General features: G+C 75.5%; 9 protein-coding genes. 5 read left to right on the top strand and 4 right to left on the bottom strand.

The genetic code is table 11. From position 1 onward, the window contains the following. The first annotated feature begins 53 nt into the window (after nt 1–53). Complete coding sequence (locus J5X75_RS28550) at nt 54–1,196, top strand: histidinol-phosphate transaminase (protein WP_208470609.1); 1,143 nt, start codon at nt 54–56, stop codon at nt 1,194–1,196. Here J5X75_RS28550 and J5X75_RS28545 read toward each other — a convergent pair. The 3 genes from J5X75_RS28545 to J5X75_RS28535 form a co-directional block, all read right to left on the bottom strand. After that, the gene (locus tag J5X75_RS28545) at nt 1,095–3,986 is read right to left on the bottom strand and encodes a helix-turn-helix transcriptional regulator (RefSeq protein WP_208470608.1); all 2,892 of its coding nucleotides are present in this window, start codon (nt 3,984–3,986) and stop codon (nt 1,095–1,097) included. The genes J5X75_RS28550 and J5X75_RS28545 overlap by 102 nt on opposite strands. Nucleotides 3,987–4,060: 74 nt before the next feature. Then, the gene (locus J5X75_RS28540) at nt 4,061–4,303 is read right to left on the bottom strand and encodes a hypothetical protein (protein ID WP_238489638.1); all 243 of its coding nucleotides are present in this window, start codon (nt 4,301–4,303) and stop codon (nt 4,061–4,063) included. A 3-nt stretch (nt 4,304–4,306) separates the two neighbouring features. Next, nucleotides 4,307–7,378 carry a type 2 lanthipeptide synthetase LanM family protein gene (locus J5X75_RS28535; protein WP_208470607.1) on the bottom strand — a complete coding sequence of 1,024 codons (3,072 nt, stop codon included), beginning with the start codon at nt 7,376–7,378 and terminating at the stop codon, nt 4,307–4,309. 265 nt (nt 7,379–7,643) lie between these two features. Between J5X75_RS28535 and J5X75_RS28530 the strand changes: the two genes are divergently transcribed. After that, a complete protein-coding gene (locus J5X75_RS28530) occupies nt 7,644–9,746 on the top strand; it encodes an AfsR/SARP family transcriptional regulator (RefSeq protein WP_208470606.1) in 2,103 nt (700 codons plus the stop codon). Here J5X75_RS28530 and J5X75_RS28525 read toward each other — a convergent pair. Next, entirely contained in the window at nt 9,725–11,053 is a 1,329-nt protein-coding gene (locus tag J5X75_RS28525) for a Zn-dependent hydrolase (RefSeq protein ID WP_208470605.1), read from the bottom strand. The genes J5X75_RS28530 and J5X75_RS28525 overlap by 22 nt on opposite strands. Before the next feature lie 50 nt (nt 11,054–11,103). On the opposite strand from J5X75_RS28525, the gene J5X75_RS28520 reads away from it, so the two are divergent. The 3 genes from J5X75_RS28520 (at nt 11,104) to J5X75_RS28510 (ending at nt 19,961) form a co-directional block, all read left to right on the top strand. Further along, entirely contained in the window at nt 11,104–11,739 is a 636-nt protein-coding gene (locus tag J5X75_RS28520; RefSeq protein WP_208470604.1) for a LuxR C-terminal-related transcriptional regulator, read from the top strand. 213 nt (nt 11,740–11,952) lie between these two features. Continuing rightward, nucleotides 11,953–18,066 (top strand): type I polyketide synthase, encoded by a 6,114-nt coding sequence (locus J5X75_RS28515; protein WP_208470603.1) that lies wholly within the window; start codon nt 11,953–11,955, stop codon nt 18,064–18,066. Beyond that, on the top strand, nt 18,060–19,961 hold the full coding sequence (locus J5X75_RS28510) for an alpha-hydroxy-acid oxidizing protein (protein ID WP_208470602.1): 1,902 nt from the start codon (nt 18,060–18,062) through the stop codon (nt 19,959–19,961). Before J5X75_RS28515 ends, J5X75_RS28510 begins: the two co-directional genes overlap by 7 nt. Nucleotides 19,962–19,976 lie beyond the last annotated feature (15 nt).

The following is a 19,976-nucleotide window of genomic DNA, read 5'->3' as shown; positions in this document are numbered from 1 at the left end:
AGCGAGAGAGGCCGACTTTACCATTTTGGATACCACAGAGGAGGGTGCGGGAAATGCCGATTACACCGCGGGCCGAAATTGTCGCGCTGCCGGGATATGCGGCACGCCGATCCGAGTCGTTGCCCGCGAAGCTGGCCAACAACGAGCTTCCGGAGGCGCCGCTGCCGCCGCCGGTCGCCGCCGCGATCGCGGCCGCCGTCGCCGAGTCGCACCGGTATCCCGACATGGTCGCGACGGGCCTGCTCGACCGGCTCGCCGAGAGGCACGCCCTGCCGGCCGGGCGGCTCGCGGTCGGCTGCGGCTCGGTGGCGCTGTGCCAGCAGATCATCCAGGCGTTGTGCCGGCCGGGGGACGAGGTGGTGTTCGCCTGGCGCTCGTTCGAGGCCTACCCGGTCTTCGCCCGGATGATGAACGCCACCGGCGTGCCGGTCGCGCTCGACGACGGCCACGCCCACGACCTCGACGCCATGCTGGCCGCGATCACGCCCCGCACCAGGATCGTCTTCGTGTGCAACCCGAACAATCCGACGGGCACCGTGGTCTCCGGCGAGGCGCTGCGCGACTTCGCCGCCCGCGTGCCGGCCGACGTCCTGGTCGTCATCGACGAGGCGTACCGGGAGTTCGTCACCGACCCCGGGGCGCTCGACGGGCTGGAGGCGGTACGCGGTGCGGAGAACGTCGCGGTGCTGCGTACCTTCTCGAAGGCGTACGGCCTCGCGGCGCTGCGGATCGGCTACCTGGCCGGCCCGGCGGTGGTCGTGTCGGCGGTCCGCAAGGTCGGCGTCCCGTTCGGCGTGAACGGGATCGCCCAGGCCGCGGCGGTCGCCGCCCTCGACGTCGAGGACGAGGTCACCGAGCGGTGCCGGCGGATCGCCGCCGAGCGGGACCGGGTCCGCGGCGAGCTGCGGGCGCAGGGTTATCCGGTTCCGGCGAGCCAGGCGAACTTCGTCTGGCTCCCGCTCGGCGAACAGACCGGGGACTTCGTCGCGCACGCGGCGAGGTACGGCGTGGACGTCCGCGGCTTCGCCGGTGACGGGGTCCGGGTCACCATCGGTGGTCCGGCCGAGAACGCGGCCCTCCTCCGGGCGTCCGCGTCATTCCCGTGCGCCGTCGGCGAACTTGCGCAGCGCGACGCGGTTGGGCATGCCGGTCTTGGCCAGCAGGTTGCTGACGTGCCGCTCGACGGTGCGCGGTGACACGTGCAGGCAGTCGGCGATCTCCCGGTTGCCCATCCGCCCGGCAAGCAGTTCCAGCACCTCGAACTCGCGCCCGGTGACGCCCGCCGACCGCAGTTCCTCCGGGACCCGGTCCACCCCGGCCCGGCGCTGCGGGACCCGGGTGCCCGACCTGCGCAGCAGGGACCGGCAGGCGTCGGCCACGGGACGCACGCCGCGGTCGTGGAAGTACCGCTCGGCGGTGCGCAGCCAGGCCGGTGGGTCGCCCCAGCCGTCCTCGATCGCCGCCTCGGCCACCAGGCGCAGGCCCAGGTGGCGGCTCATCGCGAAGGGCTCGGCCGCCTTCAGCGCCGCGGTCACCGCGCCCGCCGCCTCCGCGCCGCGCCCGGAACGGCCGAGCAGGATCGCGTACGCGAACTGGGTGAACTGCCGGTCCCATCGCAGTGCGCCCGCCGGGTCGACGGCCATCGCGTCGTACTCCGCCCAGTCGGCCTCGCCGGCCAGCACGCGCATCAGCAGGTGCAGGCCGTGCCGTCCGGAGAGGTAGTAGATGCTGGGCCCGCCCTCCACCCCGGACATCGCGCGGCCCAGCTCGTCGTGTGCGAGCCGCCGGTCCTCGCCGAGCAGCGCGCAGAACGCCCCGGCGAGCCCGTGTGCCCGGGGCGCGTGCAGGGCGAGGTTGCCGCCCCACTTCTCGAACTCGGCGAGCGCCGCGGTCATCGCGGTGCGGTCGCCCTCGTGCCCGGCGCACACCGCCCGCAACAGCAGCAGGTAGCGCGTGGTCTCGAGGAGCTTCAGCCGTACCGTGGAGTCCAGTGCCTGATCGATCAGGGCCCGCGCCGCCGGGTAGTCGCCGCGCAGGATGGTGTGCAGCGCGATGCTGGACTCGGCCTGGTAGTGAGCGGTCACCGCGCCCACCCGGCCGGCCTTGTCGCGGGACTCCTCGAGCCGGGTCGTGTCGGCGTGCCGCAGCGCGTCGTCGTTGCCGAGCCGGATCAGCGCGTGGATCTCCCAGATCGGCAGGCCGTGCCGGGCGGCCAGGACGTTGGCCCGTTCCAGGCAGCGGGTCGCCTCGTCCGGGTCGCGGTGCCGCACGATGGCGCCGAGCAGCTGCCACGCCTGGCAGGCCACGACCGGCAGCGGTACGGCCTCGGCGACGGTGGCCGCGTGGCGGGCCAGCCGTTCGGCGCGGGCGAACTGGTCGGGGCCGGTGATGTCGAGGACGAGGTGGGCCTCCACCACGTCGATCGGCGCGATGTCCTCCGGCGCCGGGACCGGGCCGAGCAGGCCGCGTGCCACGGTCGCCTGATGCACCGCCTCGTCGAGCCGGCCGGCCACGGCGGCCGCCCAGGCGACCTGGGTGTGCAGGCGGGCGCGGCGCCGGGGGGTGAGCCCGCGTACCTGGTCGAGGGTGTTGATCGAGGCCAGCGCCCGCTCCACCTCGCCGGCCTCGGCCAGGGCCAGCAGCAGCTGTTCGAGGGCGTCGGCCCGGTCCGTCGCGTCGGTCAGCAGCTCCGTGGCACGGTCCAGCAGGGACACCGCCGAGGCGGCGGCGCCACTGGCGAGCGCCCGCCGCCCGGCCTCGGTGAACAGCCGGCCCGCGGCGGCGCGGTCGCCCGCGTCCAGCCGCAGCCGGGCCGCCACCTCGCACCACTCGCCCGGGTGGTCGGGAAAGAGGGTGTCGACGGCGCCGGCCACCGTGGCGGCGAGCCGAATCTGTTCCGCGCGATCCATGCGGGCCAGGACCGCGTCCCGGTTGAGCTGGTGGCGGAACGTGTACCAGTCGGCGGCGTACTCGTCCGGAGCCACCAGGTGACCGGCCAGGTCGTCCTGGAGCAGGCTCAGCATGACCCGGTCGGACAGGCCGGTGGCCAGCTGCACGACCGCGAGCGGAAAGCGCGGCCCGAAGGTGGCCGCCGCCGAGAGCACCTCGAGCGTCTGCGGCCCGAGGATGGCCAGGCGCCGGGCCAGCGGGCGGGTGAGCTCCGGGGTGACCGCGGCCGCGTGCTCACCGAGCCGCCACGAGCCGCCGTCCGGGACGATCAGCTCGTCGTCGACCATGACCTTGAGCATCTCCTCGGCCATGAACGGGTTTCCCGCACTGCCCGCCCACAGCAGCTCCACCGCGCTCTCGGGCAACCGCGCCCCGTCGACGTCGAGGCAGGCGCCGGCCATCCGGCGCAGCGTCGGACGGCGCAGCGGGCCGAGCTCGATCAGGGTGCACCGGCCTCGCTGGGTGGCGGTCCTGGCCAGCGCGTACGCGACGCTGTCGCCCTCGCGGATGCCGCCCAGCAGCAGGGTCGGCTGCATGTCGACGTTGTCCACGAGGTACTCCAGCACCGCGAGCGTCTCGGCGTCGGCGTCGTGCAGGTCGTCCAGGCTCAGCAGGCACCCGCGGTCGTGGCCGGCGAGCCCGGTGAGCCGGAGGGTGGCCTCGGCCAGCACGACCAGGGACTCGCCGCCTCCGCCGGGCGGCTCGCCCCAGCCGGGGATCATCCGGCCGAGGATCGGTCCGTACGGCCCGAGCTCAGCCGGCTCGACCCGTTCCATCCTGAGCAGATAGAGGGCGGCCTCGGTGAGCGGCCGCAGCGGGGTGGCCGGGCCGACCGAACTGGCCCGGCCCCGCATCAGGCGCATGCCGGCGGCGTACGCGATCTCGGTCATCGTGGACAGGAACCGGGACTTCCCGATGCCGGCCTCTCCGGTGACGAAGACCGCGCCGCCGCGGCCTCCCCGGGCCTCGGCCAAGGCCCTCTCGACGACGCTCACCTCCCGGTCTCGGCCGATCAACGTGGTCGAGTGTGGACGCATGCGGTGAACCTACTCGGGGCGTCGACCGCCCAACAGATGGACATGGATTGCCGACAGCCCCTGGGCGGGCGCCCCTATCGAGGGGACGGCGGGCAGCAGCTGGTCTCGATGGCGACCAGGTTCTCCGCTCCCAGTCCGTTGGCCGCGGCGGCGATCCCGGCCGTCACCACGGCGACTGGCAGGGCGATCTGGGCCAGAGCGGCCGCCCGTACGCCGAAGGTGACCGACGGCAGCAGGCGCAGGCGGCCGACAGCGCGCTCGGTGGTTTGTTCGCTCTCGCCGTACTCGTCGTTCTCGTCGTTTTTGATCTCAGACATTGATCAGATCCCCTCTGTCGGATGGTTGACTGCCGATGCCAGGTCAAGGGCGGGTTGGAGCAGCAGGACCGAGGGCACGTCGCCGGGGGCGGCGAGCCGCAGCAGCCCGTGGCCGATCCCGGCGAGCCCGGTCAGCAGGCCGGGCGTGCCGACGTTGCCCGGCACCCCGCACACCGGGCCGTTGCGGCGCAGGGCCTCCAGCACCCTGCCGGTCCGCCGGTGCAGCGCCGCGGCGGCCGGGGAGGGCTGGTCGCCGGACGCCGCGATCGTCCTGAGCACTTCGAGCACGCCGAGCTCGCCGTGGCACAGCGACAGGTCGCGGTGGGCCGGACCGTCGGCCAGCGCGGTCACGTCGGCGGCCGGCATCTCGCGCGGCACGCAGACGCCGGCGAGAGCCACCCCGGGATCGCCGTTGCACCAGCCGCCGCCCACCGGCGCGCCGCCGCCGGTCGCGCGGGCCACCACCCGCGCGGCCAGCCGGCGCCCGGCCGCGCGGTGCTCCGGCCGCGGACCGCATCGCACGAGTGCCCACGCGATGCCGCTCAGCCCGTCGGCGAACGACAGCGGCAGGGTGCCGTCGTCGTGGTCGGCGATCCGGGCGAGCCGGTCGGCGCAGTCGATCTCCGCGTCGGAGGCGGATCCGGGACCGAGGTGGAGACGCGCCGCGGACAGGGCGGCCAGGCAGCCGGCGAGGCCGTCGGCCCAGCCGGGCCCGGACAGCGCCGGCGACGATCGGCCGGCCAGCGCGGCCAGCCGTGCGGCGGCGTCCCGCAGCGCCGGGTCGTCCAGCAGCAGACCGAGCCGGGCCAGGCCGTACGCGATCCCGCCGAGGCCGTTCAGGCCGCCCCAGCCGACCGTCTCGGCCAACTCGGGATGGTCGGTGAACAGGTCGACCAGCGCGGGCATGCCGGCCACCGCGCCGCGGGCCTGACCGGCGTAGCGGCCGACGCCGGTCACGGCGGCCAGCTCGGCCAGGAACAGGGCCACCCCGAGGTATCCCGTGCCGAGGCTCGCGCCCATCGGCAGCACCAGCCACTGGCCGTCGACGTGTTCGACACCCAGCCAGTTGATCCGCTCCTCGCCGGACATCCGGGCGACGATGGCGTCGGCCATGGTACGGGCGGCGGTGAGCAGGGCGTCCGGATGCACGACGGGGTTCGTCGGAGGGGCCGGGGCCGGGGCGCCGGGCCGGGGCAGCGGGTGGGCGGGCGCGCCGTGCCGGGTGGCCAGCGTCGCCGAGATGATCCACTCCTGCTGCCGCCGGTCCACGTGGCCGAGCCCGGCGAGGGTGTCGAGGGCGGCGGCGAGGCCGGCCCGTGGCAGTGGCACGGGGAAGCACGTGCCGTCCGGGGCCCGCAGCTCACCGCGGCCGGCCGAGGCGAGGAACATCGGCACGTCGCCGTTCCACATCGCCGTGATCTCGTGCCCGACGAGCTGGGCCAGCAGCGGGTTGGCGGTGCGGTTGGCGTAGAGCACCGAGAACGCCTCGTCGCGGTCCAGCGCGTCGCGCAGCACGTCCGGGTGCGTCGTCTCGTCCAGGATCGTCGCGTACATCCAGCTGGGCCGGGTGACCACCCGGATCTCCAGATCGGCGCAGGCGGCGACGGCCGCGGCGAACTCGGCACGGTGCGCGGCGACGAAGTCGTAGGCCTGCCGGAAGCCGGCCACGATGGACCGCTCGTACTCGCCGGGGTCGAGATCGACGCCGGCCACGCGGGGCCGGTTGGCCGAGCCGGTCATGGCGAACGGGCGGCGGACGAGCCGCATCCGGTCGGTGCCGGCGTCGAGCCAGTCCACCATGCTCGTCGGGCAGTGCCCGTCGCGGTCGCCGCCCAGCCCGGACAGGTCCGCGGCGCCCTGGTCGCCGATCACCAGCAGCGGCAACAGGGCGGTGCGGTAGACCGACAAGGCGAGCGCGCCGGCCGCCGGGTCGCCGTCGCCGGCGGGGGTCAGCTCGGCGTTGAACAGCGTCTCGGTGTCGATCAGCACGGGGGTCCCGGCGTCGGCGATGACGTTCTCGTAGTGCATGTCGGTGGTGCGCAGCACGTGCAGCAGGGCGAGCAGCGCGCCCTGCCGGCGGTAGAACCGGCCGGCCTCGGCGCGGTCCGGCAGGTCGCGGGCCGCCACGTACGCGGTCCAGCCGTAACCGGACCGGGCGACGGTGCGTGCGATGCCCGGAGACAGCTCGGGATGCCCGGCCGACAGCCGGTCGATGAACCGGCCCATGACGACCTGCGTGGTCACGTCCCGCGGCTTGTAGACCACCCGGCTGCCGTCGGCGAAGTCGACGAAGGTGACCGTGCGGCCGTTCTGGTGCCGGTCGCCGAGGCCGGCCACGATGGCGACGACCGGCCCCGGGTCGGGGGTGCCCAGCAGCGCGCCGACCACCTCGTCGCGGTCGGCGGCCAGGCGGTCGAGCAGTTCCCGGGTCGCCGTCACGGTCGCGTCGGCGGCCTGGGCCAGCAGCCGCGCCAGCACGGGATACCGGGTGAACAGCCCGGCCAGGCCGCCGGGCGACGCCATGCGGCACGCGAAGTCGAGGAACCGGGCCCGCTCGTCGTCCCCGGTGAGCCGGCCACGGGCGCCCCAGCGGTGCAGCTCGGCGACGAGCGCGCGGGCGGCCAGGTCGACCAGGCCGCGGCGCAGCGCCGTACCGAGATGGAGAGTGACCCGTGGCAGGTCGAGCCAGTCGCACGGGCCGGCGCCGGCGGTGATCCGCTCGACGGCGTCGTCGGCGAACGGCCGCAGCACCCGGCCGAACGCGTCCCGCCAGTCGCCGTCCACCTCGGCCGTCGAGGCCGGCACCGCGGCCGCCACCGCACGCTCGGCGGTCGCCACCCACGCCGGCCGGATCGTGCGGGCGGCGAGGCAGGCGGCCGGCTCGGCCCGCAGCGCCGGTATCGCGTCCGGGCTCAGCCCGAGGTCGGCGAGGCGCGCCGTGACGGGCTCGGCGGGGTCCGCTGCCGACGGGCCGGCGGCCGGGCCGGGGCGGATCCGCTCGTGCAGGGCCAGTGCGGGCGCCCACCACCCGGCACCGAGAAGCGTCCCGCCGGAGGGGATCGAGGGGACGGTCATGGCGGAAACGATGCCCGCCCGCTGGTACGCAGTCATGGGTGTTTCGCACCCACATTTTCGCCGCGGTTCAGGTCGGGGGCGCCTCACCGGCCACGATCCGGCCGTGCGGAGCCGCCACGAGGGCCGTTCGCCGGCGCCGGAACCGTCGGTCGGCGGCGGCAGCCGGGGGGAAATGTGCGCGGCGGCGCCGGATGCGGCTCGTCGTGACCCGCGGCAACTCTGGGGCCACCGCGCGTGACGATCACTACGAGTTGCGGAGCGAGCGATGGAGTACCGGATTCTCGGCCCCCTCGAAGCCCGGCGCGGGGGTACCGCCATAGACCTCAGGGGCAGACGCCAGCTGACCGTACTGGCGATCCTGCTCGTGGACGCGAACCGGGTCGTACCCACCGATCACCTGGTCGAAGCGGTATGGGGCCGCAAGCCGCCGACCACCAGCCGCAGCCAGATCCACATCTGCGTCTCGTCCCTGCGCCGTCAGCTGTTCGCCGGCGACGACCTGATCGACACGCGCGCCCCCGGCTATCGGTTACGGGTCGCCGAGGAGGAACTGGACCTGCACGTCTTCCAGGCCCGCGTGGCGGCCGCCCGGACGGCGGTCGGGGACGGGGACCCGCGGCGTGCGGTGGCCGAACTGCGGGCGGCGCTCGCGCTGTGGCACGGCCGCGCGCTGGCCGGCATCGGCGGCGACGCGGTACGCGCCCTGGCCGCCCGCTACGACGAGCAGCGACTCGCCGTACACGAGGAATGCCTGGAGCTGGAACTGGAGCACGGCCCGTCGACCGCCCACGACCTCGCCGGTGAACTGCTGGCCCTGGCCGCCGCCCACCCGCGCCGGGAACGCCTGCTGGCCCTGCTGATGACCGCGCTGTACCGGGCCGGCCGGCAGGCGGAGGCCCTGGACGAATACCACAAGGCCCGGCTGCGGTTCGTCGGTGAGCTGGGCATCGAGCCCGGCTCCGGACTGGACGCGCTGTACCAGCGGATCCTCGCCCACGATCCGGCGCTGGCGGGCCCGGCCGCCCCGCCGCCGGAGCCGGTGCGAGCGGCGCGGACCGCCGACCGGGTCCCGCGCCGGCTCCCGGCCGACGTCGCGGACTTCACCGGGCGCCGGGACAGCCTCACCGGCCTGTTGACGGCGCTCGAACGGACCGGCGGGACCGCGGTGCCCACGGCGGTGGTCAGCGGCCGCGGCGGCGTCGGCAAGACCACGCTGGCCGTGCACGCCGCCCACCTTCTCGCACCGCGGTTCCCGGACGGGCAGCTGTTCGCGCGGCTCTCCGGGCCGGACGGGGCGGAGAACCCGCACGAGGTGCTCGGGCGGTTCCTGCGCGCGTACGGGCTGGGGGAGCGGGACATCCCGGACGGCGCCGAGGAACGGGCCGAGACCTACCGCGATCTGATGGCCGACCGCCGCGCCCTGGTGATCCTCGACGACGCGCTCACCGAGAGCCAGGTGTTCCCGCTGCTGCCGGGCACGTCGCGATGCCGGGTGATCATCACGTCGCGCCGGCCGTTGCCCGGCCTGCCCGCCGCCGTACGGCTGCGGCTGACGCCGTTCACCGAGCGCAGCGCGCTGGAACTGGGCGGCCGGATCGCCGGGCACGCCCGGATCGACGCCGACCGCGCGGCCGCCGTGACGCTGAACGAGACCTGCGGCTACCTGCCCCTGGCGCTGCGGCTGGCGGCGGCCCGGCTGGCCGCGCACCCGCACTGGACGGTCGCCGACCTGGTCGCCCGGCTCGGCGCCGGCTCCGCCTGGCTGGCGGAGATGGAGGCCCAGACCGGCGTGGACCAGGCGTACGCCGGCCTGTCCGACGACGCGCGCCGCCTCTTTCGGCTGCTGCCGCTGGTCGAGGCGGCCGACTTCCCGGCCTGGGTCGGCGCACCGCTGCTGGACGTGGACGTCTGCCGCGCCCAGGCGCTGTTCGACGAGCTCGCCGACGCGGACCTGCTGGTCGCGCGGCCCAGCCCGGCCGGTACGCGGTACTGGGTGCCCGGCTGGATCCTCGGCTACGCGCGACGGCTACAGACGCCGGAGCACGACCAGTCCCGGCGCAAGTCGCTCGAACGCCTGCTGGGCGCGCTGCTCTACCTGTCCGAGATGGCGCATCGCCGGCGCGGCGGCCACGACCTGCGGATGGCCGGGAACGGGGCGAGCCGCTGGGAGCCACCGGGCTCCCCGGCCGACCTGAGCACCGCCGACCCGGCCGGCTGGTACGGGCGGGAACGTCCCTGGGTACTGCGGGCGGTGCGGCAGGCGACCGCGGCCGGCTTCGCCGAACACGCCTGGGGACTGGCGATGTGCACGGTCACCTTCGCCGGGCTGCCGGCGCCCGCCGGCCGCTATCCGGACGACGCGCCGTGACCGTCCGGCCGGCCGAGCCCGGCCTGCGCCCCCAGCACCGCCTGCAACAGCACGTTCGCTCCGTCGACGAGGTCGCCGGGCCCGGTGTCCTCGCCGGGCGCGTGGCTGATCCCGCGGCGGCTCGGCACGAAGATCATCCCGACCGGGGCGATCCGGGCCACGATCTGGGCGTCGTGCCCGGCCCCGCTCGGCATGGTGAGATGCGGCAGCCCCAGCCGGTCGGCCGCCTCCCGGATCACGCCGCGCAGGGCGGGCGCGGTCGACACCGGCCGCGACCGCATGGTGGCGGTGACCTCGACCCGGCAGCCCGAGGCCGCCGCCACCCGCGCGCACTGCTCCCGTACGACGTCCTCGCCCCGCGCCTGCCGGGCGGGGTCGGTGTCGCGTACCTCGGCGGACAGCCGCACGACACCGGGGACGGTGTTGGTGACGTTGGGCGCGGCCTCGAGGAAACCGGTGGTGGCCGTCGCGCACACCCGGTCCTCGGCGGCGACGCGGCGGACGGCGAGGACGATCTCGGCCGCCGCCGTCAGAGCGTCGCGGCGGTCGGCCATCGGTGTCGTCCCGGCGTGCTGCGCCTCGCCGGTCACGTCGATGTCCAGGATCGTCCGCCCGACGATGCCCTCCACCACGCCGATCGGCACCCCGAGGCGTTCGAGCGACGGGCCCTGCTCGATGTGCAGTTCGAGGAAGGCGGCCACGCTGCCCGGCGGCCAGGCCACCTGGGACAGCCGCTCCGGGGCGCATCCGGCCGCGGCCAGGTAGGCGCCGACCGGCCGACCGGTGCGGTCGGTGGCGGCGAGCGGGTCCTCCAGCGAACCGCACAGCATCCGCGAGCCCCAGAACGGGGTCTGGACGAGCGCGCCCTCCTCGTTGGCGAACGCGACGACGACCATCTCCACCGGCAGGTCGACCCGGTGCTCGTGCAGCACCCGCAGCGTCTCGAGGGCGGCGAGCACCCCGTACGCGCCGTCCAGCCGGCCACCCTGCACCACGGTGTCCACATGCGAACCCACCAGCAGGACCGGCTCTCCCCGGGAGGTGCCCGGGCGGCGGGCGAACAGATTGCCGGCCGCGTCCGTCTCGGCCTCCAGACCGGCCGCGGCGCACAGGTCACCGAGGAACACCCGGGCCGCGGTCTCCTCCGCGCTGAGCCCCAGCCGGGTCACCCCGCCGGCCGGATCGGCGCCGATCTCGCCGAGCCGCTCCAGCGTATCGATCAGTCGCGCGCCGTCGATCCGGAGCCCGGCGTGGCCGTCCAGGACGAGCTCGCCGGATGCGCGTGCTTTCAGGTTCGACTGGGACATTGCCCTTCTTCCGCTCGTAGGGTTCCGTCTGTCCGGAGGGGACGACGCCGATGACCCGGGTGCTGATCTGCGCGGTTCACACGCTGACCCGGCTGGGCCTGCGCGCCGTCGTCGACGGCTGCCCCGGCGTCGCGCTCGCCGGCGAGGCGGCCGACGGGCGGCGGGCGCTGGGACTGGTCCGGTCGTTGCGGCCGGACGTGCTGATCGTCGACGAGGCGCCACCGGCGGTCGACGGCGTGGAGCTGTCCCGGCGTACCCGCGACGATCCGCCGGCACCGGCGGTGCTGTTGCTGCTCGACCACAGCGACCAGCGGGTGGTGGAGGGCCTGCGAGCCGGTGCTCTCGGGATGCTGAACAAGGACTGCGAACCGGCCGAGCTGGGCGCCGCGGTGCTGGCCGTGACCGCCGGGCGGCGGTTCGTCTCCACCCGGCCGGGCGACCGGGCGGCGGACCGGGCCGGGCCCGGCGTCCCGCTGGCCCTGGCCCGGCTGACGCCCCGGGAGCTGGAGGTGCTCATGCTGCTGGCCGGCGGGCTGTCGAACGAGGAGATCAGCGCGCGGTTGCTGGTGAGCCGGCCCACGGTCAAATACCACGTGTCGCATCTGCTGCAGAAGCTCGACGTCCGGGACCGGCTCCAGGCGGCGGTCTTCGCATACCAGCACGGCATCACCGGCCCGGCCGGCTGACCGTCGTGAGATCCACCATGGTGCGACCGTAGGGCCCGCGACCCGAGGCCGACACCGCCGGAAGAACAGGTCCGGCCTATCCCTCGGACGGGGGCCGGAAAACGCTATCGCCGACCTATTCCCATCAGCGTCTGTCGTTTCCCCATCGTTTGTCCTTCACCCCGTTCCCGGACCCTTGACCCTGGTCGATCGCGATTCCTAATGTGCGCTGGGATGGCTACTGAAGAGGAACTCCGAAAGTATCTGAAGATCGCCGTCGGCGACGCTCAGGAGTACCGTCGGCGGCTGCGCGAGGCCGAGGAACGAGACCGGGAACCGATCGCGATCGTCGGCATGGCGTGCCGCTATCCCGGCGGAGTCACCTCGCCCGAGGACCTGTGGCGGCTCGTCGCCGACGGGGTGGACGCGATCGGCCCGTTCCCCGGCGACCGGGGCTGGGACCTGACCGCCCTCTACGACCCGGATCCGGACGCCACCGGCACCTCGTACGCCCGGGCCGGCGGATTCCTGCACGACGCCGCCGACTTCGACCCCGAGCCGTTCGGCATCTCGCCGCGCGAGGCCCACGCGATCGACCCCCAGCAACGGCTGCTGCTGGAAGTCGCCTGGGAGACCTTCGAATGCGCCGGCATCCCCCCGGAGAGCCTCCGCGGCAGCCGCACCGGCGTGTTCGTCGGCGTGATGTACGACGACTACGCATCCCGGCTGACCCCCGCCCCCGCCGCGTACGAGGGTTACCTCAGCGCCGGCAGCGCGGGCAGCGTGGCGTCCGGCCGGCTCGCGTACACCTTCGACCTCAAGGGTCCCGCCATCACCGTGGACACGGCGTGCTCCTCGTCGCTGGTCGCGCTGCACCTGGCCGTGCAGGCGCTGCGCCGCGGCGAGTGCCGCCAGGCCCTGGCCGGCGGCGTGACCGTCATGGCCACACCCACGTCGTTCATCGAGTTCAGCCGGCAGCGCGGCCTGTCCGCCGACGGCCGCTGCCGGGCCTTCGCGGAGTCGGCCGACGGCACCGGCTGGGCCGAGGGCGCCGGGCTGCTGCTGGTGGAACGGTTGTCGGACGCGGTACGCGAGGGCCATGAGGTGCTGGCGGTGATCCGTGGCTCGGCGGTCAACCAGGACGGTGCCAGCAACGGCCTGACCGCACCCAGCGGCACCGCCCAGGCGCGGCTGATCGAACAGGCCCTGGCCGACGCCGGCGTGCCGGCCGCGGAGGTCGACGTGGTCGAGGCGCACGGCACCGGCACCCGTCTCGGTGACCCGGTCGAGGCGCGGGCGCTGATCGCCACGTACGGGCGGGCGCACACGGCGGACCGTCCGCTACGGCTGGGGACGCTGAAGTCCAACATCGGGCACACCCAGGCGGCCGCCGGTGTCGGCGGAGTCATCAAGATGGTCGAGGCGCTGCGGCGCGGCGTGCTGCCGCCGACGTTGCACGCCGACCGGCCGACGTCGCACGTGGACTGGTCGGCCGGCACCGTGACCCTGCTGACCGAGCCGGTCCCGTGGCCCGCGGCCGGTCACCCGCGGCGGGCCGGGGTCTCGTCGTTCGGCATCAGCGGCACCAACGCGCACCTGATCCTGGAAGCCGTGGCGCCCACCGCGCCGGCCGGACCGGACCTGCCGGAACCGGACGCCGGTGTCGTACCACTGCTGCTCTCGGCAGCCGGCGCCGACGCGCTCGGCGCCCAGGCGCACCGGCTGCTCGGCGCCCTGGAATCCGTCCCCGGCCTCGCCCCGCTCGGGTTCTCCCTCGCGACCGCCCGAGCCGGTCTGCGGCACCGGGCCGTGGTTCTGGCCGCGGATCCGGCCGAGGCCGGAGCGGGCCTGCACGCGCTCACCGCCGGCGAGTCCACGCCACAGGTGGTGCGCGGCGTGGCCGACGAGGGCCGCACGGCGTTCCTCTTCGCCGGCCAGGGCTCCCAGCGCCCCGGCATGGGGGAGGGGCTGTACCGGGCGTACCCGGCCTACGCGGCCGCCTTCGACGAGGTGTGCGCCGCCATCGACCCGCATCTGACCCGGCCGTTGCGCGACGTGGTCTTCGCCGCCGAGGGTTCGCCCGACGCGGCTCTGCTCCGGCGCACCGAGTGGGCGCAGCCGGCCCTGTTCGCCGGGGAGGTCGCCCTGTTCCGGCTGCTGGAGTCCTGGGGCGTACGGGCGGACGCGGTGCTCGGCCACTCCGCCGGCGCCCTGGCGGCCGCTCACGTGTCCGGCGCCCTGCCACTGGCCGGAGCCGCCGACCTGGTGGCCGCCCGCGGCCGCGCCATGGGCCGGTTGCCGGCCGGCGGCGCGATGGTCGTGCTGAACATCGCCGAGCCGGAAGCGACCGCCCTCATCGCCGGCTACGAGAACCATCTCGCGGTGGCCGCGGTGAACGGGCCGGAATCAACCGTCCTGTCCGGCGAGCGCCTCGCGCTGGCCATCGTCGTGGCGGCCGTCCAGTCCGACGGCGGCACGGCGACCTGGCTGCGCGTCAGTCACGCCTTCCACTCCCCGCTCATCGAGCCGGCCCTCGCCGCGCTGCGCGATGCGGCCACCCGCCTCGACCCGGCCGAGCCCGCCATCACGCTGGTCTCCGACCTGACCGGAAAGGCCGTGGAACCCGGCGGCCTGACCGACCCGGACTACTGGGCCCGGCACGCCCGAGGCACCACCCGGTTCCTGGACGGCATGCGTCACCTCGCCGAGCTGGGCTGCACCCGCTTCCTGGAGGTGGGCCCCGGCGGCGACCTGGCCGCCCCGGCCGCCGCCTGCGTGCCCGGCGGCACCGTCGCGGCCGCCCTGCGAGCCGGCCGGCCCGAACCCGCGACGTTGCTCGGCGCGCTCGCCCGGCTGCACGTCGTCGGCCAGCCGATCGACTGGGCGGCCGTCCTCGGCGGACACGGCGCCCGGCGGATTCCGCTGCCGACGTACGCGTTCCGGCGCAGCCGATTCTGGCTGGACCCGCCCGCACCGGCCGCGGGCCACGACGCGGCCCGCGCCGCCGGGTGCACCCCGGCCGGCCACCCCCTGCTGAGCGCCGTGGCCGAGATCCCCGGAACGGGCGCCCTGCTGCTGACCGGCCGGCTGGCGGCGGGCGACCACCCGTGGCTGGCCGGGCACCGGGTCGCCGGCACGGTGCTGCTGCCGGGCACCGCGTGGCTGTCGATCGCCGACCACGCGGCCCGGGCGGCCGGCCGCGCCACGGTCGAGGAACTGATCCTGGAGACCCCCCTGCCGGTGCCCGACGGCGCCGAGATACAGCTGCGGGTGTTCGTCGACGCGCCCGACGACGCCGGACGGCGGGCGGTCACCGTGCACGCCCGCCGGGAGCAGCAGGAGTGGGTCCGGCACGCCCACGGCACCCTCGGCGACGAACCGGCCGGACCGGTCGCCGACCTGACCGCATGGCCGCCGCCGGGCGCGGAGGCCGTACCCCTGACGCCGGACCACCTTTACGCTCGGCTCGCCGCGCGAGGACTCGACTACGGACCCGGATTCCGCGGCGTCCGGGCGATGTGGCGCCGCGGCCCGGAGATGTACGCCGAGGTGGCGCTGCCGCACGACGGTCATCTCCTGCACCCGGCCCTGCTGGACGCCGCACTGCACCCGCTGGTGCTGACCGGCGTCGCCGGCCCGGACGGCACACCGGTGCCACACACGTGGTCCGGCGTCCACCTTCCGGACACCGCGGTCGCCGCGCTGCGGGTACGCCTGGCCCCGGCCGGCGCGCGGGCGGTCTCGATCGACATGGCGGACACCGACGGCAAACCGGTGGCGTCGATCCGCTCACTCGCGCTGCGCCCGATGCCCGGCGCCCGCGACGGCCTGCTGGTTCCCTCGTGGACGCCGGTCGCGATCCCGCCGGGTCCGGCCGACCGGTGGACCGAGGTCGACGCTCACTCCCGCCCCGTCGCCCTGCCGCAGGCCGACCGGATCCTGTACCCCTGCGATGTCCAGGGCGACGACGCGGCCGCCGTCCGGGCGGCGCTCCACCCCCTGCTGTCCCTGGCCCAGGTCCTCACCTCCGACGACCGGTTCGCCGGCGCCCGCCTGGCCGTGCTCACCCGCGACGCCGTCGCCGTGGACGGCCGGCAGCGGCCGGCCGGGCTCGCTCAGCGGGCCGTCTGGGGCTTCGTACGGGCCCTGCAGGCCGAGCATCCCGGCCGGTTCCTCCTCGCCGACGAGGACGGCGAGCCCACCTCCCGGCGAGTGCTGGAAGCGGCCCTCGCGACCGGCGAGCCGCAGATCGCCCTGCGCGCCGGACTCGCGTACCGCCCGGTGCTCGCCCACGACGAACCGGCCGCCGTGCTCACCCCGCCGGCCGGGGAGCCGCACTGGCGTCTCGACTTCGTGGGCCGCAAGACCTTCGACGACCTCGCCCTGGCGCCGTGGCCCGAGGCGGGCGCCGCGCTCGGGCCGGGCCAGATCCGGGTACGGATGCGGGCCGCCGGCGTGAACTTCCGCGACGTCCTGCTGACCCTCGGCGTCATTCCGCCGTCGGTGGACGCCGACGCCTCCGGCCCGGGCCAGGGCGGCGAAGGCGCCGGTGTCGTCATCGAGACCGGCCCCGGCGTGACCGCATGGCGAGCCGGCGACCGGGTGATGGGCCTGTTCGCCGGCGTCGGACCGGTCTCGGTCACCGACCACCGGCTGGTCTGCCGGGTCCCCGCCGGCTGGTCCTTCGAGCAGGCCGCCGCCGTGCCGGTGGCCTACCTCACCGCGTACCACGGCCTCGTGGACATCGCCGGCCTCGGCGCCGGCGAATCCGTCCTCGTGCACGCCGCGACCGGCGGCGTCGGCACCGCCGCGGTCGCGCTCGCCCGGCACCGGGGCGCCGAGGTGTACGCGACGGCGAGCCCGGCCAAATGGGACGTGCTGCGCGCCGCCGGGCTGCCGGCCGACCACATCGCCTCGTCCCGCACGCTGGACTTCGCCCGCTTCGGGCGCGTCGACGTGGTGCTCAACTCCCTGGCCGGGGAGTTCATCGACGCGTCGCTGGGCCTGCTGCGCGACGGCGGCCGGTTCCTGGAGATGGGCAAGACCGCGCGGCTCGACCCGGCGGCGGTCGCCGCGGCGCATCCGGGCGTCACCTACCGTGCCTATGACGTACGGGATCCCGGGCCGGACCGGATCAAGGACATGCTCGCCGCCCTTCTCGACCTCTTCGACCGGGGGATCCTCGCACCACCGCCGATCGCCACCTGGGACATCCGGCGGGCACCGGCCGCCTTCCGCCACCTCGGCGAAGCCAGGCACATCGGCAAGGTCGTGCTCACCCTCACCGGCGACGAACTCTGGGACACCACCCGCGCGGTCCTGATCGTCGGCGGCCACGGCCGGCTCGGCCGGCTGGTCGCCCGCCACCTGGCCACCGCGCACGGCGTCCGGCAGCTGGTGCTGATGGGCCGGCACCTGCCGGCGCCCGGCAGCGCGACCGCCCGCGACATCGCCGACCTCGCCGCCGGCGGCGCCGACGTACGCAGCGTGGCCTGCGACGCCGCCGACCGGGACGCCCTGACGGCGGCACTCGACGGGCTCGGCGGCGACGGCGTACGCCTCGGCGGCATCGTGCACGCGGCGGGCGCCCTCGACGACGGTGTGCTCGCCAACCTGACCCCCGAACGGCTCGAACGCGTCCTGCGGCCCAAGGTGGACGCGGCTCTCAACCTGCACGCCGCCAGCCGTGGTACGGACCTGCGCCGGTTCGTCGCGTTCTCCTCCCTCGCCGGCACCCTGGGCACCGCCGGGCAGGCCGGTTACGCCGCCGGCAACGCCTTCCTGGACGCCCTCATGGAGCTGCGCCGGGCACAGGGGCAGCCGGGCACCTCGATCGTCTGGGGCCTGTGGCACGGCGACGGTGACGACGGCGGCATGGGCGGCGGCCTGACCGGGGCCGACCTCGCCCGGATGGCCCGCACCGGAGTGGTGGCGCTCTCCGGCGAGCAGGGTCTCGCACTGCTCGACGCCGCGATCCGCCGGGACACGCCCACCGTCGTCGCGGCCGCCTGGGCACCCGGTGACGCGGCACCCGCGCCGATGCTGCGCGACCTCGTACGCCCCCCAGCCGCCGAACCGGAGCCACCGTCCGGCGCCCCGGCCGGCACACTCATCGACGTGGTACGCCGGGAGACCGCCGTCGTGCTGGGACACCCGTCCGGTCTGGCGGTCGAACCCCACGTGCCCTTCGACCGCATCGGCCTCGACTCGCTCGCCGTGGTGGAACTGCGCAACCGCATCGCCGCCGCGACCGGGACCCGGCTGCCGGCCACCTTCATCTACGACTGGCCGACCCCGGCGCACCTGGCCGACCATCTCGGCCGGCTGGCTCAGGAGGCGACGTGCTGAACGTGCGGACCACGCCGATCCGGACCGTCCACCCCCGGCCGGCCGCCACCGCGCGGCTGGCCTGCTTCCCGCACGCGGGCGGCGCCGCCGACGCCTTCACCGCCCTCGCCACCGCCTTGGCCGCCTCCTTCGCCGCCGACGTGGAAACCCTCACCGTCCAGTACCCCGGGCGCCGGGAACGCGCGGCACAACCGTGCGCCACGGACATCACCGCGCTCGCCGCCGAGGCGGCCGGCGCGCTGTCGTCCCGCCTCGACCGCCCGCTGTACCTGCTCGGCCACAGCATGGGCGCCCTCGTCGCGTTCGAGACCGCACGGCTGCTGGAACGCGAGGGCACGGTCACCGGGATCTTCGTCTCGGCCGCCCGGCCGCCCGGCGACGACTGGGCCGAACCCGATCTCGACACGATGGACGACGCGGCGGTGATCGCCGAGCTGCGCCGGCTCGGTGGCGTCCCCGAAGCCCTGCTGGCCGAGGCCGACGTGGTCGAGGAGATCCTGCGCCTGCTGCGGGCCGACCACCGGGCGCTGCGCCGCTACGCGTGCCCGCCCGGCGCCGCGCTCCGCGCGCCGGTGACCGTCCTGCTCGCCGACGCCGATCCCAAGAACGCGCCGGAGCAGGTCGGCCGCTGGGCCCGGCACACCACCGGCGGCTGCGACACCGTGCTGCTGTCCGGCGGCCACTTCGCGTTGCTGGCCCCCGGTTCCGCGGCGGCCGCCATCCTTGCCGACCGGCTGCGCCCCGCGCCCGCCGGCCTGGTCCGCGACATCTACCTCGCCGGTCTCGGAGGCGGCACCCCCCGGCTGACCACCGACCTGACCGCCCTGGAAGAGCTGGCCCGCCCGGTCCTGACGCCGGCCGCCCTCGGCTACGTCACCGGCGACGCCGGAACCGGTGAGACCGGCCGGGCCAACCGGGCCGCCTACACCCGGCGTCGCCTGCTGCCCCGGATGCTGCGCGGCGCCGATCGCCGCGACCTGAGCGTCACCGTTCTCGGGCAGCGCCTGCCGGTGCCGGTGATGCTGGCCCCGGTGGCCGCCCAGACCCTGGTGCACCCCGAGGGCGAGCTGGCGTCGATCCGCGGCGCGGCCGACGCCGGCGTCCCGTTCGTGCTGTCCACCTGCGCGTCGCACACCCTCGAGGAGGTCGCCGCCGCGGCCGGCCCGCAGCCGCGATGGTTCCAGCTCTACCTGCCCGACGACCGTGCCCTGGCCGAGTCCCTGGTCCGCCGCGCCGAGCGCCACGGATACTCGGCCATCGTGCTGACCGTGGACGCGCCGACCTTCGGCTACCGCCCTACCGACCTGGACCGCGGCTACCTGCCGTTCCTGCACGGCGCCGGCATCGCGAACTTCACCGCCGACCCGGTCTTCCGGGCCGCGCTGGAGGACGGCCACGACACCCGCGCCGTCCTCCAGCACTGGGCCGAGGTGTTCGCCAACCCCGGCCTGAACTGGGACGACCTGCCGTGGCTGCGGACCGTCACCGCGCTGCCGATCCTGCTCAAGGGCATCCTGCACCCGGCCGACGCCCGGCGCGCGCTGGACCAGGGCGCGGTGGACGGCCTGATCGTCTCCAACCACGGCGGCCGCCAGCTCGACGGGTCGGTGGCCGCCCTGGACGCCCTCCCCGCCGTACGGGCCGCGGTGGGCGACGCCGTGCCGATCCTCACCGACTCCGGCATCCGAACCGGCAGCGACGTCGTCAAGGCGCTGGCGCTGGGCGCGGACGCCGTCCTGCTGGGCCGGCCGTACCTCTACGGGCTGGCCCTCGACGGCCGGACCGGCGTGGCCCACGTGCTGCGCTGCCTGCTCGCCGACCTCGACCTGGCCCTGGCCCTCACCGGCTGCACCCGCATCGCGGACGTCACCACCGACCTCCTCGCGGAGGCCTGACACCGGTGGCGCGGG

The organism is Actinoplanes flavus (assembly GCF_017592555.1).
Classification (GTDB): domain Bacteria; phylum Actinomycetota; class Actinomycetes; order Mycobacteriales; family Micromonosporaceae; genus Actinoplanes; species Actinoplanes flavus.
Note: the sequence above shows the minus strand (reverse complement) of the source record. Positions and strands in the feature narration are given on the sequence as shown.

Coding starts and splice junctions, on each gene's coding strand:
- J5X75_RS28530 (WP_208470606.1), top strand. CDS start 7,644: ATGGAGTACCGGATTCTCGGCCCCCTCGAAGCCCGGCGCGGGGGTACC.
- J5X75_RS28535 (WP_208470607.1), bottom strand. CDS start 7,378: ATGACCGTCCCCTCGATCCCCTCCGGCGGGACGCTTCTCGGTGCCGGG.
- J5X75_RS28520 (WP_208470604.1), top strand. CDS start 11,104: ATGACCCGGGTGCTGATCTGCGCGGTTCACACGCTGACCCGGCTGGGC.
- J5X75_RS28550 (WP_208470609.1), top strand. CDS start 54: ATGCCGATTACACCGCGGGCCGAAATTGTCGCGCTGCCGGGATATGCG.
- J5X75_RS28545 (WP_208470608.1), bottom strand. CDS start 3,986: ATGCGTCCACACTCGACCACGTTGATCGGCCGAGACCGGGAGGTGAGC.
- J5X75_RS28540 (WP_238489638.1), bottom strand. CDS start 4,303: ATGTCTGAGATCAAAAACGACGAGAACGACGAGTACGGCGAGAGCGAA.
- J5X75_RS28525 (WP_208470605.1), bottom strand. CDS start 11,053: ATGTCCCAGTCGAACCTGAAAGCACGCGCATCCGGCGAGCTCGTCCTG.
- J5X75_RS28515 (WP_208470603.1), top strand. CDS start 11,953: ATGGCTACTGAAGAGGAACTCCGAAAGTATCTGAAGATCGCCGTCGGC.